This is a genomic window from Neiella marina, assembly GCF_002165625.1.
GTDB classification, from domain to species: domain Bacteria; phylum Pseudomonadota; class Gammaproteobacteria; order Enterobacterales; family Neiellaceae; genus Neiella; species Neiella marina.
In genome coordinates this window covers 153873-169121 of the sequence record NZ_NGNS01000006.1, presented here as the reverse complement: position 1 = coordinate 169121, position 15249 = coordinate 153873, and the positions used below count along the sequence as shown (strand labels likewise).

General features: G+C 49.2%; 12 protein-coding genes. 6 read left to right on the top strand and 6 right to left on the bottom strand.

What is annotated here, in order from left to right; genetic code table 11:
* Nucleotide 1 precedes the first annotated feature (1 nt).
* The 5 genes from CBE68_RS07575 to nadC all read right to left on the bottom strand — a co-directional run bounded on the left by CBE68_RS07575 (nt 2) and on the right by nadC (nt 5576).
* Nucleotides 2-874 (bottom strand): prepilin peptidase, encoded by an 873-nt coding sequence (locus CBE68_RS07575; RefSeq protein WP_087505462.1) that lies wholly within the window; start codon nt 872-874, stop codon nt 2-4.
* A gap of 25 nt (nt 875-899) precedes the next feature.
* Nucleotides 900-2132 carry a type II secretion system F family protein gene (locus tag CBE68_RS07570; RefSeq protein WP_087505461.1) on the bottom strand — a complete coding sequence of 411 codons (1233 nt, stop codon included), beginning with the start codon at nt 2130-2132 and terminating at the stop codon, nt 900-902.
* An 18-nt stretch (nt 2133-2150) separates the two neighbouring features.
* Nucleotides 2151-3857 (bottom strand): type IV-A pilus assembly ATPase PilB, encoded by a 1707-nt coding sequence (pilB, locus tag CBE68_RS07565; RefSeq protein ID WP_087505460.1) that lies wholly within the window; start codon nt 3855-3857, stop codon nt 2151-2153.
* 129 nt (nt 3858-3986) lie between these two features.
* Nucleotides 3987-4427, bottom strand: coding sequence for a pilin (locus CBE68_RS07560; protein ID WP_087505459.1), 441 nt, complete (start codon nt 4425-4427; stop codon nt 3987-3989).
* Between the two features lie 291 nt (nt 4428-4718).
* Nucleotides 4719-5576: a carboxylating nicotinate-nucleotide diphosphorylase gene (gene nadC / locus CBE68_RS07555; RefSeq protein WP_087505458.1), complete on the bottom strand. Its 858-nt coding sequence runs from the start codon at nt 5574-5576 to the stop codon at nt 4719-4721.
* Between the two features lie 168 nt (nt 5577-5744).
* Between nadC and ampD the strand changes: the two genes are divergently transcribed.
* The 6 genes from ampD to lpdA all read left to right on the top strand — a co-directional run bounded on the left by ampD (nt 5745) and on the right by lpdA (nt 14691).
* Nucleotides 5745-6344, top strand: coding sequence for a 1,6-anhydro-N-acetylmuramyl-L-alanine amidase AmpD (gene ampD, locus CBE68_RS07550; RefSeq protein ID WP_087505457.1), 600 nt, complete (start codon nt 5745-5747; stop codon nt 6342-6344).
* A gap of 32 nt (nt 6345-6376) precedes the next feature.
* The gene (gene ampE, locus CBE68_RS07545) at nt 6377-7435 is read left to right on the top strand and encodes a regulatory signaling modulator protein AmpE (protein WP_087505456.1); all 1059 of its coding nucleotides are present in this window, start codon (nt 6377-6379) and stop codon (nt 7433-7435) included.
* Between the two features lie 252 nt (nt 7436-7687).
* A complete protein-coding gene (gene pdhR, locus CBE68_RS07540; RefSeq protein ID WP_087505519.1) occupies nt 7688-8470 on the top strand; it encodes a pyruvate dehydrogenase complex transcriptional repressor PdhR in 783 nt (260 codons plus the stop codon).
* Between the two features lie 68 nt (nt 8471-8538).
* Nucleotides 8539-11199, top strand: a complete 2661-nt coding sequence (gene aceE / locus CBE68_RS07535) for a pyruvate dehydrogenase (acetyl-transferring), homodimeric type (RefSeq protein WP_087505455.1) — start codon at nt 8539-8541, stop codon at nt 11197-11199.
* Between the two features lie 11 nt (nt 11200-11210).
* Nucleotides 11211-13133 (top strand): pyruvate dehydrogenase complex dihydrolipoyllysine-residue acetyltransferase, encoded by a 1923-nt coding sequence (gene aceF / locus CBE68_RS07530; RefSeq protein ID WP_087505454.1) that lies wholly within the window; start codon nt 11211-11213, stop codon nt 13131-13133.
* Nucleotides 13134-13266: 133 nt separating this feature from the next.
* Nucleotides 13267-14691: a dihydrolipoyl dehydrogenase gene (lpdA, locus tag CBE68_RS07525; RefSeq protein WP_087505453.1), complete on the top strand. Its 1425-nt coding sequence runs from the start codon at nt 13267-13269 to the stop codon at nt 14689-14691.
* A 58-nt stretch (nt 14692-14749) separates the two neighbouring features.
* Here the strand turns inward: lpdA and CBE68_RS07520 are convergent, their stop codons facing one another.
* On the bottom strand, nt 14750-15031 hold the full coding sequence (locus tag CBE68_RS07520) for a YebG family protein (RefSeq protein WP_087505452.1): 282 nt from the start codon (nt 15029-15031) through the stop codon (nt 14750-14752).
* Nucleotides 15032-15249: the final 218 nt, after the last annotated feature.

The window sequence follows — 15249 nt, the reverse complement described above, 5'->3', positions numbered from 1 at the left end:
GTTAGTAACCCAGCATGGCGAAATAGCTATCGAGAATGTCATTTCCCCACAGTAGAGCGATCCAACCGGCGATTGCCAAGTATGGTCCAAATGGAATTGGTTTCTGGTGGTCCCTACCCTTGAGAACGATCATGGCAATACCCAATACTGCGCCAACCGCGCTTGATAGCAGAACCACTAAAGGTAATAGTTGCCAACCCAGCCAAGCGCCCAATGCCGCTAACAGTTTGAAGTCGCCAAAACCCATCCCTTCTTTGCCGGTCAGTAACTTGAACGCCCAGTAAACGCTCCACAGCGTTAAATAACCGGCAATGGCACCAATAACTGCATCTGCTAGTGTATGCGGGGTGATGACAATATGGACCAACAACCCTAACCAAAGCAGCACGTAGTTGAGTGGGTCAGGCAGTAAGTAATGATCGATATCGATAAAGGTTAAGCAGATCAGTAGCCATGTAAACACCACTGCAGCTAAGCCAAACCCATTGAAGCCAATGACATGCAGCACGAGCACTGAAAGGCAAGCCGTCAATAGCTCAATCAGTGGATAACGAATAGAGTAAGGTTGCCCACATGCAGCACACTTACCGCGCAAAATGAACCAGCCAACAATCGGCAAGTTATGCCATGGTTTGATGGTGGTACCGCAGCTACCACATTGAGAGCCGGGAACAATGAGGTTGAAACGGTCGAATTGCGGTGCCGGTTGATCATTCAATGCTGCGCATTCTATTTGCCAGTGCCGTTCGATCATTACAGGTAGGCGGTAAATGACGACATTGAGAAAGCTGCCCACTAAGGCGGCAAAGACAAAGCAAATCGCGGAAATAAGCAACGGCGACGCAGCCGCGGCTTGAGTAAATTGGTCAATCATTGGCGCAGTCCATTTGGATTAATCGTTAGCCGACGACTTGGCCGAGCTGGAAAATCGGTAAATACATGGAAACAATCAAGCCACCGACTAAGGTACCAATAATCACCATGATCAGCGGCTCAAGCATGGCGCTGAGGTTATCAACGGCATCATCGACTTGTTGTTCATAGATAGTTGCCACTTTAGCGAGCATATCGTCAAGGGAGCCCGCTTCTTCACCAATCATCACCATTTGATTGACCATATCCGGGAAACGCCGAGTTTGACGCATGGCATTGTTCAGTTGAATCCCAGAAGCGACATCGGATCTGACGGCTCTAATTGCATCACGATAAACGGCATTACCCGATGCGCCAGCTGCCGAGTCTAGGGCATCAATCAGTGGCACACCTGCAGCAAAGGTGGTTGATAATGTTCGGGTATAACGAGCAACCGCTGCTTGATGCAATATGCCGCCGATAACCGGCAGTTTTAGAATCAATGCATCAGTTTTATCTCGAAGCGATTTCGATGAACGATGGGCACGGACAAATGCAAAGCTGGCAGCAAAAACGGCAATAATAACGACCCATAAGTTACCGGTGAGCCAATTGGAAATACCGATCACAAATAGTGTGAATGCTGGTAGCTCAGCGCCGAAGTTGGCAAATATGTTCTCAAAACTAGGAACCACAAAAATTAGCAAAATAGCTGTCACCACAATGGCAACTAACACGACAATTGCTGGGTATGTCATGGCTTTTTTGATTTTTGCTTTTAACGCTTCGGCTTTTTCCTTGTAGGTGGCAATTCGATCATAAATCGTATCGAGGGCACCAGATTGCTCGCCGCTGGCAACCAAATCGCAGTAAAGATCATCGAAATGTGCGGGGTGCTTCTTCAGCGTTTCGCTCAGCGGGTTACCTGCCGAGACCTGCGCGTGGACCTCTTCCAGAAGTTTGCGCAGCGCTTCTTTCTCACTACCTTTGCCAATAATCTCTAGTGCTTGAACCAGTGGCACGCCGGCACCGAGCATGGTGGCTATTTGGCGGGTGACCATACAAATGTCGGCAGCTTTGACTTTATTGCCGAGCTCAAAAAGCGGTTTCGGTTTTTTCTTGATCTTCGAGACAGCAATGGCTTGTTTGCGAAGCTGAGTTTTTACTGCTTGCTCGTTCGCTGCGGTAGTCTCTCCTTCGACTCGTCGGCCCTTACGATTGACACCCTGCCATTGGTAGGTATTTAGTTTTACTGATGCTGGTTTTGCCACTGCCGCCATAGGAGTACTTCCGCCGGTTTAGAAACTGGTAACGCGGGCGGCTTCCGCCAAAGACGTTACGCCTTGAGCAACTTTTGTCAACGCTGATTGGCGTAAGTTAGCCACGCCTTCCTTCTGCGTTTGTTGTGCTATCTGTAATGAGTTGCCATTTTCCATAATAAGTTTGGCGACTGCATCTGTCATTGGCATCACTTCATAAATGCCAACTCGGCCCTTGTATCCACCGGTGCAATCATCACAGCCAACCGCTTTGTAGACGGAGATGCCTTGATCGATTTGCTGTTGGCTGAAACCTTCGGCTAATAAGCCTTCAACTGGAACGTCATCAGCGGCTTTGCATTTCTTGCAAAGCCGTCGAGCCAAGCGCTGGGCGATGATCAAACTCACCGAGCTGGCAATGTTATAGGCTGGGACGCCCATGTTTAGTAGGCGTGTGAGTGTTTCGGCACTCGAATTGGTATGCAGTGTTGACAGTACTAGGTGACCCGTTTGTGCCGCTTTGATTGCGATCTCGGCGGTTTCAAGATCTCGGATCTCACCGACCATGACGACATCTGGATCTTGGCGCAGGAAGGCCCGCAGCGCGGAGGCAAAATCAAGTCCTGCTCGATTGTTAATCTGTACCTGGTTGATGCCACCGAGATTAATTTCAACCGGATCTTCTGCGGTGGCAATGTTTCGTTCAGCGGTATTGAGGATATTCAAGCCGGTATAAAGCGAGACGGTTTTACCCGAACCGGTAGGACCGGTGACTAGAATCATCCCCTGAGGTTGATTGAGAGCGCTCAAGTAGAGTTCTTTTTGCTCCGGCTCATAACCCAGCATATCAATCCCGAGTTGTGCACTTGAGGAATCTAGAATCCGCATTACTACTTTCTCGCCCCACAGAGTGGGCAGAGTGCTAACTCGAAAATCGATGGACTTTGTCCGACTGATACGCATCTTGATACGACCGTCTTGGGGCACGCGTCGTTCGGCGATATCAAGGTTCGCCATCACCTTTAGACGCGCGGCCAAGCGCGAGGATAAAGTGATCGGTGGTGAGGCGACTTCATGCAAAATACCGTCGATACGAAAGCGCACGCGGTAATTTTTTTCATAGGGCTCAAAGTGCAGATCGGAAGCGCCTTTGCGAATAGCGTCCATCAGCAGCTTGTTAATGTAGACAACAATGGGGGCATCATCAGCGCCATCAACGACATCGTCTTCGTGATGCTCAGTATCCTGAACTTCCATGCCGGCGAGTTCATCATCTGATACGTCGCCCAAGTCAATGTCATCGAAACCGCCATCAAGCACTTTTTCGATGGCTTTGGCTAGTTTGTCGTGTTCAACCAGTACCGGCTCGGTTCGTTTGCCAAAGCTAAACTGAAAGTCTTCCAGTGCCGTGATGTTGATTGGATCATCAACGGCCACGATCAACATGCCTTTTTCGACATACAAAGGTAGCGCGTGATGTTTTCGAATCAGTGATTCGTTGCGATATTCTTCATCAATTTGGTTCACGTCGACGGTGTCCAAATCGACAGCAACAATGCCGTACTCATCACTTAACAGTTGCTGAAGAGCTTTGCTGGTCGTGATGTTTTGCTCAATGAGCAAGCTGATAAAGTTCTGTTTGCCGGTGCGGGCTTGTTCGATCAAGCCGACGGCGGTGCTGGCTTCAAGCAGGCGCTTGCGAACCAATAGGGTGGCTAAGCCTTGAATCTTTGCTGCGTGATCCATTCAGATCTCTATCGTTGTCGGAGGCAATTAAGCCTGAGAATAGGTTATCTAGCTGGTAGGACTCAAAATAACACAGTCATAAAAAAAGACCACCAGAGGTGGTCTTTTTCGCTAATTGATAGTGAGTTACTAGCCGCCTGAGGCAACACAGCCTTTAACTAACTTCACGCAATCTGCGCCGCCGGCTACGGTCCAGGTCAAGTTGCCCGCACTAACTGCTGGCGTAATCGTCACGCTGCCAACACCAGCAACAGCTGAACCTTGACTATCGATGTCGGTATTGACGGTAATCACGCCTGAAGTGCTGTTAACTGCTACTGCAGAGCCTGCACCAGTGGTCGGTGGCGTCGGTACGCTGGCACAATCTGCTTTCACTGAGCCGCCAGTACCTTCGGTACTAGTACAAACACTGATTGCCATCTTGTACGAAGAAGCTTCAGCAATCGCACTCGAAGCTTGAGAGCCACGAACGTAATCTTGATAAGCAGGCAATGCGATGGCTGCCAAAATACCGATGATCGCTACTACGATCATTAATTCAATTAGAGTAAAACCTTGTTGCGCTTTCATAATATATTCTCCGTAGAGGACGCTGTGTCGGGGTGCGTTGGAATGATACTAGGTAGGCTTTTTGGTGTTTTCAATAACAAATAATCAACTTTTGCGAATTAATTTGAAATTGGCAGAGAAAACGTCGAAAGCCAGACAGGTGCCAGTTTAATAACGCGCCAAAAAATTGATTCATCTTGCTTTTTTGAATCAATCTTTGACGCATTACAAAAAATTGGCGCGTTTTATGAGGGGGCTACCACTAAGGTATAGCTCATTTATTGGACTGTGTGTTGCTAAGTTGTTGCGCAATTAATATTGATTGGGCGATTCAATTCGCATTGAGAAATCCACAGCGCGGATGTGCTTGGTTAATGCGCCAACGGAAATAAAATCAACACCGGTTTCGGCCACTTGACGAATGGTTTCAATTGTTACGTTGCCCGATGCTTCCAATTCAGCTTGACCCTGATTGATGATCACTGCTTCACGCATTAGCGCTGTGGAGAAGTTATCCAACATGATGCGATCAACGCCAGCTTCCAGTGCTTGGCAGAATTCATTCATGTTCTCAACTTCTACCTCGACCGGTTTACCTGGAAAGTTGGCGCGTGCTTGCTCAACCGCTGAAGCAATACTACCTGCAGCGGCAATATGGTTTTCCTTTATCAGGAAAGCGTCATAGAGACCACAACGGTGATTGACGCCACCGGCGCAATACACCGCATACTTCTGAGCATTGCGCATACCTGGGATCGTTTTGCGAGTGTCGAGCAAGCGGACGCCGGTTCCTTCAATGGCGTTGACATAAACCCGAGTAGCCGTGGCGGTACCCGACAAAGTTTGAATAATGTTGAGCATGGTGCGCTCGCCGGTCAAAATATCGCGCGATGGCCCTTCGAGATTGCAGATGCGTTGGTTCTCTTCCATCACATCGCCATCTTCGATCAGCCATTCCACCTTCACGGCGCCACCGAGTTGCTTAAACACTTCATCTCCCCAAGCTTTGCCACAGAACACCGCCTTTTCTCGGCTAATGATGTAAGCCTGACTGATAGTGTGTAGGGGAATGAGTGACGCGGTAATATCGCCTTCACTGGGGGCTAGGCGGTTGAGATCTTCTGACAGGCAGGCTTTTACTAAGCGACGAACGTTTTCTGCGGTGGCCATTTTTCGGTCTTCGGCTCTGAACTCGGAAAAATTTGCGCAATAGTTTACTCTCTCTGTGAGCAACTGCACAGTATTTCTATTACTCAATCGCGGTGTTTTGCCTGAGATTTTTCGTTGGCTGCGACACAATTAAACTAATTTACTGTTGTCTTGAGGACTCCGTATACGATGCCCGTCATTAAGTGCGCCGAAATTGATGAACACCATTGCTTAGTTGATGCTCAGCAGCGACCTAGCCCTCATTATGATGAACGACCAAATCGGGAACTACCGAGTGTCTTGGTGATCCACAATATAACCCTACCTCCGGGGGAGTTTGGACATCGCTATATTGATGATTTGTTTATGGGAACTCTGGACTGTGCTGCCCATCCATTTTTTCAACAACTCGAAGGTCTTCGGGTATCAGCGCATTGTGTGATCAACCGACAAGGCAACGTCAGCCAATATGTGCCCTTTGATCGGCGCGCTTGGCATGCCGGGGTGTCAAGCTTTCAAGGCCGCGCGCGAGTGAATGATTTTGCTATCGGGATAGAATTAGAAGGAACCGATAGCAGTGGCTTTACTTCTGCTCAGTACCAGCGTTTAATTGCCATCACAAAAGCTTTGATGATGCGCTATCCTACTATTTCATTGGGAAAAATTGTTGGGCATTGCGACATTGCTCCTGGCCGTAAAACTGATCCTGGGGTAGCTTTCGACTGGGGTTACTTTCGCTCCCAATTGTCGTCAAGTGGCGAGCCAATTGGCTCGAACACGGCTGTTTAAAACACTCAACGCTGACTAGCTGGAATAATGCCATGACGTTACTCGCTCTTCTTTTTGCCCTCGCTTTGGAGCGGATTGTTCTACCGTCGCCAAAATGGCAATTCACCACATATGTTGAATCTCTGTTTGCTGCATTACGAAAAAACTCGACCACCCAGAGCTGGTTTGATGCACCGCTTGGCATTGTCGCTATTGCTGCCATCCCAGCGCTAATTGTGTGGCTGCTGCTGGAAGTGGTTGAAGGCGCGCTGTTTGGTTTGTTGAGTTTGGCCGTCACAGTGTTAGTCATTACTGTAGCGATGGGCTGCCTACAAGCGCGCAAAGCTTACAAGCAGTTTCTCCGCGCAGCTCGACGCGAAGACGAACAAGCTTGCTATATGGTGGCCAAAGAATTGGGCGCACTGTCAGAGCAGACGGCAGTCGCTACTGGCGGTGATAAGCAGACGCCATTGCCAAATGATGTGGAATTGGCCGCAGAGCTGCTTGATGATGATGAGCAGCTCGAGCAATCGCAGCAGACTGCCCACACCGATTTGGAGCAGGGCGTTGGACAAACTCTGGCATGGGTGAATTACCGCTATTACATCGCGGTGATGATTTGGTTGGTGATCTTTGGTCCTGTGGGCGTCGCTTTTTATGCCACTCTACGAACCTTGGCCGATAAGGAAACTATGGCCGCCAAAGAACCGCAACAAGACATTGATACCGATGCATTGCAGGTCGATGCTGACGGCGAAGTATCGGGTTTAGAGCAGCAATTGGATGAACTTAGCGAGCAACCGCAGCTAGCTGTTGCTTCAGAGCTATTGCGCTGGTTCGACTTTATACCTGTGCGGCTCGCCTCTTTGGGACTGACCTTAGTGGGTAACTTTGGTAAAGCCATGCCGGTGTGGCTTGAGCACATAGTGAATACTCAAGAGTCACCAAAAGCGCATTTAGTGAGAGTCTCTTTGGCTGCTGAAGAGATTGCTGAGCCAGACAACCCAACCTGTGTGGTGAGTGTTGGCAAGTTCGTCGAAATTGCTAAGCGTAACGTGTTGTTAGTACTCAGTGTGGTGGCGATCCTGACCCTATATGGCAGTGTCAGCTAGCTGTTTGTTAACGACTTATTGCCGCTACCCATAAACCGAGTTGCTATCAAACTCGGTTTATTTTTGTCTCAAATTAAATCGAAATGAGAATTAGTCTAAATGGTCCGACCACATATGTGGGCGGTTAGAACCAAGTATGACGGGGCTTAACAATAAGGCAGGATAAGACCCTGAGTTTAAGGCTAGACACAGCACCCTTGGTCTGATAGATTTTTGCTGGCTAAATGGTATGACCAATTAACCAAGGGCAACATGACTCAGATCAAACCTTCATTTAATTCAGTGAAACAGGCGCGACTTGCCGACGCTATTGTTGAGCAGTTGGAGCGCATGATCATTGAAGGGGTGTTGGCTCCTGGACAAAAGTTGCCATCGGAGCGTGAGCTGGCTAGCCAGTTCAATGTCTCTAGACCATCAGTACGAGAAGCAATTCAAAAGCTCGAAGCCAGAGGTTTGCTGAATCGTAAGCAAGGTGGCGGCACATTCGTCAGTGAAGACAGCTGGCAAAATGTCGCCGAACCCTTGTTTCAACTGATGGTAAATCACCCAGAATCGCAGTTCGATTTATTAGAGTTTCGCCATGCATTAGAGGGGATCTGCGCCTATTATGCAGCCTTGCGTGGCACCGAAACCGATGATGAACAGTTAGCTCAGTGCATTGACGACATTGCCAGTGTGAAGTTAACTGATGCCACCATACATACCCACGCCGATGCAGTGATGGGCTTTTATCTGAAAATGGCGGAAGCCAGCCACAATGCCGTGGTATTACAGGTAATGCACTGTTTAAAGCCCTTGCTGCAACAAAATATTGAAGACAATTTGCGGCAGATGTTGCGGAGCCTCGAAGCTCAGCATTCTGTGTTTAACCATAGAAAGCATTTGCTCAGCATGATTGTTCAACGAGAACCAGAGTTGGCAAGACAAGCCAGCCATGAGCATCTGGCTTATATCGAGGAAACTCTGCTCGATGTAAGTCGCCAAACAACGCGAATGGAGCGCTCACTGCGCCGAGTTCGCAGTGAGACGAAATAACGACAGACCAAGCGACAACTCGCTCAGTTTGTTTTTGCAACTAATTACTCTGAAAGAAGGAATACGGCATGTCTGATCATCTCGAGCATGACGTCGATCCCCAAGAAACTGGGGAATGGCTTGATGCCCTAGCTGGTGTCTTGCAGCAGGAAGGGCCAGAACGCGCTCACTACCTGCTTGAGCAACTGATTGAAAAAGCACGTCGCAGCGGTGCGCACTTGCCATACACGGCAACGACCGCTTACCTGAACACCATTCCACCATCGCAAGAACCACAAATGCCTGGCAACATGGAATTGGAGCGTAAGATCCGCGGTTATATTCGCTGGAACGCTTTGATGACCATTTTGCGTGCATCTAAGAAAGACTTGGATTTGGGTGGTCACATTTCTTCTTTCGCCTCGAGTGCGACCCTTTATGATGTCGGCTTCAACCATTTCTGGCGCGCGCCAAATGAAAAAGACGGCGGCGATCTGATTTACTTCCAAGGTCACATTGCACCGGGCATCTACGCTCGTTCATACCTTGAAGGCCGTTTCACTGATTCGCAAATGGATAACTTCCGTCAGGAAGTGGACGGCAAAGGCTTGTCTTCTTATCCACACCCGAAATTGATGCCGGACTACTGGCAATTCCCAACGGTATCGATGGGCTTAGGACCGCTGCAAGCCATTTACCAAGCGCGTTATCTGAAGTACCTGACTGACCGTGGTATTAAAGATTGCTCGGATCAGAAAGTATGGTGTTTCTTGGGAGACGGTGAGATTGATGAGCCAGAATCATTGGGTGCTATCGGTCTTGCAACTCGCGAGAATCTCGACAACCTGATCTTCGTGGTTAACTGTAACCTGCAACGTTTGGATGGTCCGGTCCGTGGTAACGGCAAGATCATTCAAGAATTGGAAGGTACTTTCCGCGGCGCTGGTTGGGAAGTGATTAAGGTCATTTGGGGCCGCTATTGGGATGCTCTGCTGAACCGCGATACCTCAGGCAAATTACTGCAGTTGATGGAAGAGACTGTTGATGGTGAATACCAGAACTGTAAAGCCAAAGGCGGCGCTTACACCCGTGAGAAGTTCTTTGGTAAGTACCCAGAAACCGCTGAAATGGTTGCCAACATGTCAGATGAAGACATCTGGCGTTTGAACCGTGGTGGTCACGATCCAGCAAAAGTTTACGCGGCATATGCCAAAGCAGTTGCCACTGAAGGTCGTCCTACAGTGATTCTGGCTAAGACCGTGAAAGGGTACGGTTTGGGCGATGCGGGCGAAGGTAAAAACATCGCGCACAACGTCAAGAAAATGAATATGGATGCGGTCAAGCACTTCCGTGATCGTTTCAACATTCCAATTAACGACAACGACATTGAGAACTTGCCGTACTACAAGCCAGCAGAAGATAGCCCAGAGATGGTCTATCTGCGTGAGCGCCGCGCGGCATTGCATGGCTACTTGCCACAGCGCCGGGTGAAGTTCAGCGAATCGCTGGATATTCCTAAGCTGAAAGCATTCCAACAAGTGTTGGATGGCTCAAACGGCCGTGAGATCTCAACTACTATGGCGTTGTCTCGCGTCCTGACCGCTTTGTTGAAAGACAAGAGTGTTGGTAAGCGCGTGGTACCAATTATTCCTGATGAAGCCCGTACCTTTGGTATGGAAGGCTTGTTCCGTCAGGTCGGTATTTATGCTCACGGCGGCCAGAAATACACCCCACAAGATGCTGACCAAGTTGCTTACTACCGTGAAGACAAGACCGGTGCGGTGCTGCAAGAAGGTATCAACGAAGGTGGTGCGATGAGTTCTTGGATGGCTGCGGCTACCAGTTACTCAGTAAACGATGCGCCAACCATTCCGTTCTACATCTACTACTCGATGTTCGGTTTCCAACGTATTGGTGACCAAGCTTGGGCTGCTGGTGACTTGCGTGCTCGTGGCTTCATGATTGGTGGTACCTCAGGTCGTACGACCCTGAACGGTGAAGGCCTGCAGCACGAAGATGGCCACAGCCACTTGCAATCGGCGACGATTCCAAACTGTATCTCTTACGATCCAGCTTACGGTTACGAAATTGCCGTGATCGTGCAAGAAGGTATGGACCGGATGTACGGTGAACGTCAGGAAGACGTGTTCTACTACATCACCACGTTGAATGAAAACTACGTTCAGCCAGCGATGCCAGAAGGTGTTGAAGAAGGCATCATCAAAGGTATCTACAAGCTGGATCACGCCAAGAAGAAGGCTCAAATACAACTATTGGGTTGTGGTTCAATCTTGCGTCATGTTCGTGAAGCGGCGGAAATCTTGGCCAACGATTACAGCATTGATGCTGACGTGTTCTCGGTCACTTCATTCACTGAGCTTGCTCGTGAAGGTAATGACGTTGAGCGTTACAACATGCTGCATCCAGGTGCTGACGCAAAAGAAGCGTACGTCACTAAAGTGTTGGCCAAGGATGTGCCAGTTGTTGCTACCACTGACTACATGCGTATCTTCGCTGATCAGATCCGTGCATATGTCCCTGCTTCTTACAAAGTACTAGGTACTGACGGTTTCGGTCGCTCTGATAGCCGTGAGAACTTGCGTGATCACTTTGAAGTCAGCGCACCATATGTTGTCGTTGCAGCATTGAGTGAACTGGTTAAGAGCGGTGACGTAGACGCTAAAGTCGTTCCAGAAGCGATCGAGAAGTTCGGTCTGGATGTCGACAAAGTCTACTCACTGTACGCTTAAGGAGAATACAAATGGCCGAATTGAAAGAAGTTCTGGTTCCAGACGTTGGCGCTGATGCCGTTGACGTAATTGGTATTCTCGTTGAGATTGGCGAGAAAGTAGAACCAGAGCAAGGTTTGATTGAAGTCGAAGGCGACAAGGCGTCGATGGAAGTACCGGCTCCGTTTGCTGGCACTGTGAAAGAAATCAAAGTTGCCGTTGGTGACCAAGTTTCTCAAGACAGTTTGATTGTGATTCTGGAAACTGGCGCCGATGCACCAGCTGCAGAAGAAGCCGCGCCAGCTCCTGCTGCTGAAGCTCCAGCCGCTGCTCCGGCTGCCGCTGCTCCTGCTGAAGGCGGTGCGGTAGAAGACGTTGCGGTGCCAGATATCGGCGGTGATGAAGTGGATGTCACCACTATTCTGGTTGCTGTTGGCGATACCGTTGAAGTTGAGCAAGGTTTGATTGAAGTAGAAGGCGATAAGGCCTCTATGGAAGTACCTTCGCCAGTGGCCGGTACCGTCAAAGAAATCATCGTTAGTGCGGGTGACAAAGTTGCCGAAGGTACTCTGATTGTTCGCATCGAAACTGGTGCTGCAGCGCCTGCCGCTGCCCCTGTTGCAGAAGCTCCAGCTGCTCCAGCCGCGGCTCCTGCTACGGCAGAGCTGAAGGAAGTAACAATTCCAGACATCGGCGGTGATGAAGTTGACGTAACGACAATTTTGGTTGCCGTTGGTGATACCGTTGAAGCAGAGCAAGGTTTGATTGAAGTCGAAGGCGATAAAGCGTCGATGGAAGTACCCGCTCCGTTTGCTGGTACCGTGAAAGAAATCAAAGTTGCTGTTGGTGACAAAGTTGCTGAAGGCACTTTGATTGCTCTTCTAGAAACAGTGAGCGAAGCGCCTGCAGCTGCCCCAGCCCCTGCTGCGGCTCCTGCGCCAGCTGCTCCGGCAGCACCAAAAGCTGCGCCTGCCGCTGCCGCTAAGCCGCCACCAGTTTCAGACCACCCAGGCTCTAGCCAAAAAGCTAGCGCTGTTGGTCATGCTTCACCAGCTGTACGCCGCATCGCTCGCGAGTTTGGTGTCGACCTGAGTAAGGTCAAAGGCACTGGTCGTAAAGGGCGGATCCTGAAAGAAGATGTTCAGGCTTACGTGAAAGAAGAACTGTCACGTCCGAAGGCAAGTGGTAACACCAACGTCAGTGGCGGTGGTCTCTCTGTTCTGGCGCAACCACGGGTTGATTTCAGCAAGTTTGGTGAAATCGAGAAGGTTGAGCTGAGCCGTATTCAGAAGATCTCTGGCCCGAACCTGCATCGCAATTGGGTAACCATTCCTCATGTGACGCAGTTTGATGAAGCTGATATCACCGATCTGGAATCGTTCCGTAAAGAACAAAATGCAATTGCTGCAAAGCGCGACCTTGGTTACAAGATTTCGCCGTTGGCCTTTATCATCAAGGCTGCAGCCAAAGCGTTGGAAACTTATCCTAAGTTCAACAGCTCGCTGGACCCAGATGGCGATCACCTGATCATGAAGAAGTACATTCATATCGGTGTTGCGGTTGATACACCTAACGGTTTGGTTGTACCAGTACTGCGTAATGTCGATAAGAAAGGCATTATTGAGATCACTCAGGAATTGGGCGAAATTAGCAAGAAAGCCCGTGGTGGTAAGTTGACTGCTGCTGATATGCAAGGCAGCTGCTTCACTATCTCAAGCCTTGGTGGTATCGGTGGTACTCAGTTCACCCCAATCGTCAATGCGCCTGACGTCGCGATTTTGGGTGTGTCTAAATCTGATATGAAGCCGAAGTGGAACGGTTCAGAATTTGGACCTCGTTTGATGGTGCCGCTGGCGCTGTCTTATGACCACCGGGTGATTGATGGTGCCGATGGTGCACGCTTCATCACTGAGCTGAACAACGTGTTGAGCGATATCCGTCGTCTCGTCATGTAAAGTCAGTTACCAGAGCCGGGTTCATCCCGGCTCTTGGCGTTTTAACTGACCCTAAGTTATATTGCCGAGACCTCGTACCCTCGAGCGAGTCGGATAATCGAACAACTAGAAAAGAATTATATTTGAGGTCGTAATGAGTAACGAAATCAAAACCCAGGTGGTGGTACTTGGTGCTGGCCCTGCGGGCTATTCAGCTGCATTCCGCAGCGCAGATTTAGGTATGGAAACCGTATTGATTGAGCGTTTCGATACCTTAGGTGGTGTGTGTTTGAATGTTGGTTGTATCCCTTCAAAAGCGTTGTTGCACGTGGCAGAAGTGATTGAAGATTCCAAGAACATGGCGGAACACGGTGTTGTCTTTGGCGAGCCACAAACCGACATCAACAAGATCCGTATTTGGAAAGACAAGGTGATTGCTAAGCTGACCGGTGGTCTAGCTGGTATGGCCAAAATGCGTAAAGTTAAAGTCGTCAACGGCTATGGTAAATTCACTGGCGCTAACACTATTGAAGTTGAAGGTGCCGATGGTAAGACCGTTGTTAACTTCGACAATGCCATCGTCGCAGCTGGCTCTCGTCCAATTCAATTGCCATTCATTCCACACAATGACCCACGTATTTGGGATTCAACGGACGCTCTGAAACTGGAAACTGTACCAGAGAAAATGTTGATTTTAGGCGGCGGTATTATCGGCCTGGAAATGGGAACGGTTTACCATGCATTAGGCGCCCAAGTTGAAGTGGTTGAGTTCATGGATCAGTTGATCCCGGCCGCCGATAAAGATGTGGTTCGCGTTTATACCCGCGAAATCAAAGAAAAATTCAAGCTGATGTTAGAAACCAAAGTGACTGCGGTTGAAGCCAAGGACGATGGTATCTACGTGAGCTTTGAAGGTAAAAACGCACCAAATGCTGCGATTCGTTATGACGCCGTGTTGGTTGCCGTTGGTCGTACGCCAAACGGTAAACTGCTGGACGCTGAAAAAGCCGGTATTGCCGTTGATGAGCGAGGCTTCATTGCGGTTGATAAGCAAATGCGCACTAACGTGCCAAACATCTTCGCTATTGGTGACATCGTCGGTCAGCCTATGCTGGCTCACAAAGGTGTGCATGAAGGCCACGTTGCGGCTGAAAACATTGCCGGTAAGAAGCACTTCTTCGAACCTAAACTGATCCCATCCATTGCTTACACCCACCCTGAAGTTGCTTGGGCGGGTATGACCGAAAAAGAAGCCAAAGAAGCGGGTATCAAGTTCGAAACCGCGACGTTCCCATGGGCTGCTTCTGGTCGCGCAATTGCTGCGGATGCCGATAGCGGTATGACCAAACTGATCTTTGATAAAGAAACAGATCGTCTACTTGGTGGTGCGGTTGTTGGTAAGAACGCCGGAGAATTGTTGGGCGAAATCTGCTTGGCGATTGAAATGGGCTGTGATGCCGAAGATATCGCGCTGACTATTCACGCTCACCCAACCTTGCATGAGTCTGTCGGTCTAGCAGCAGAGGTATACGAAGGTTCAATTACTGATTTGCCAAATCCAAAGGCGAAGAAAAAGTAACTCTGAATCGGTCATTAAAAAGCTGGCATTTGCCAGCTTTTTTATGCTTGATAAGCGCTTACGCGGCGTCTGATTCTGCTTCTTCAGGCTTTGGCTTCTTTGGCTGAGGACGACGTTTGGCTTGCAAGGCATACAATACTTCCTCACGATTTTCCGCCAAGTAAACGCCGAGTTGCTCAAGTGCATCTTCGCTAATTTTAATCCCTGATGCAGTGACCAGATCTTCCATTGCCGCCGCCATATCCAGCATGCGGTCATATTCATCTGCTTGCTTCTTATCCACGAACGTTTTGACCTCCTCGCCATTGCGCACAACGACATAGCGGGTTTCAACTGCCATGATTTCTCCTCATTCGCCAATCCCCAATTCGCCCACTTTTATGTCACCAACAGTCTAGTGTTCATTCGATGACTTGTTACAAGTTAACAGGGTACTGGTTATCTGTACAGTTATATTGATGTAAAACAAGCTTGCAGCTTTCGTTACTTAAGCCTTTAGATTTGCTAGTCTGCTCGCTCTGTAGCTCTGTGTGAGGTAAGTGGTTTTGATGGTAAGGC

Coding starts and splice junctions, on each gene's coding strand:
- CBE68_RS07575 (WP_087505462.1), bottom strand. CDS start 874: ATGATTGACCAATTTACTCAAGCCGCGGCTGCGTCGCCGTTGCTTATT.
- CBE68_RS07570 (WP_087505461.1), bottom strand. CDS start 2,132: ATGGCGGCAGTGGCAAAACCAGCATCAGTAAAACTAAATACCTACCAA.
- pilB (WP_087505460.1), bottom strand. CDS start 3,857: ATGGATCACGCAGCAAAGATTCAAGGCTTAGCCACCCTATTGGTTCGC.
- CBE68_RS07560 (WP_087505459.1), bottom strand. CDS start 4,427: ATGAAAGCGCAACAAGGTTTTACTCTAATTGAATTAATGATCGTAGTA.
- nadC (WP_087505458.1), bottom strand. CDS start 5,576: ATGGCCACCGCAGAAAACGTTCGTCGCTTAGTAAAAGCCTGCCTGTCA.
- ampD (WP_087505457.1), top strand. CDS start 5,745: ATGCCCGTCATTAAGTGCGCCGAAATTGATGAACACCATTGCTTAGTT.
- ampE (WP_087505456.1), top strand. CDS start 6,377: ATGACGTTACTCGCTCTTCTTTTTGCCCTCGCTTTGGAGCGGATTGTT.
- pdhR (WP_087505519.1), top strand. CDS start 7,688: ATGACTCAGATCAAACCTTCATTTAATTCAGTGAAACAGGCGCGACTT.
- aceE (WP_087505455.1), top strand. CDS start 8,539: ATGTCTGATCATCTCGAGCATGACGTCGATCCCCAAGAAACTGGGGAA.
- aceF (WP_087505454.1), top strand. CDS start 11,211: ATGGCCGAATTGAAAGAAGTTCTGGTTCCAGACGTTGGCGCTGATGCC.
- lpdA (WP_087505453.1), top strand. CDS start 13,267: ATGAGTAACGAAATCAAAACCCAGGTGGTGGTACTTGGTGCTGGCCCT.
- CBE68_RS07520 (WP_087505452.1), bottom strand. CDS start 15,031: ATGGCAGTTGAAACCCGCTATGTCGTTGTGCGCAATGGCGAGGAGGTC.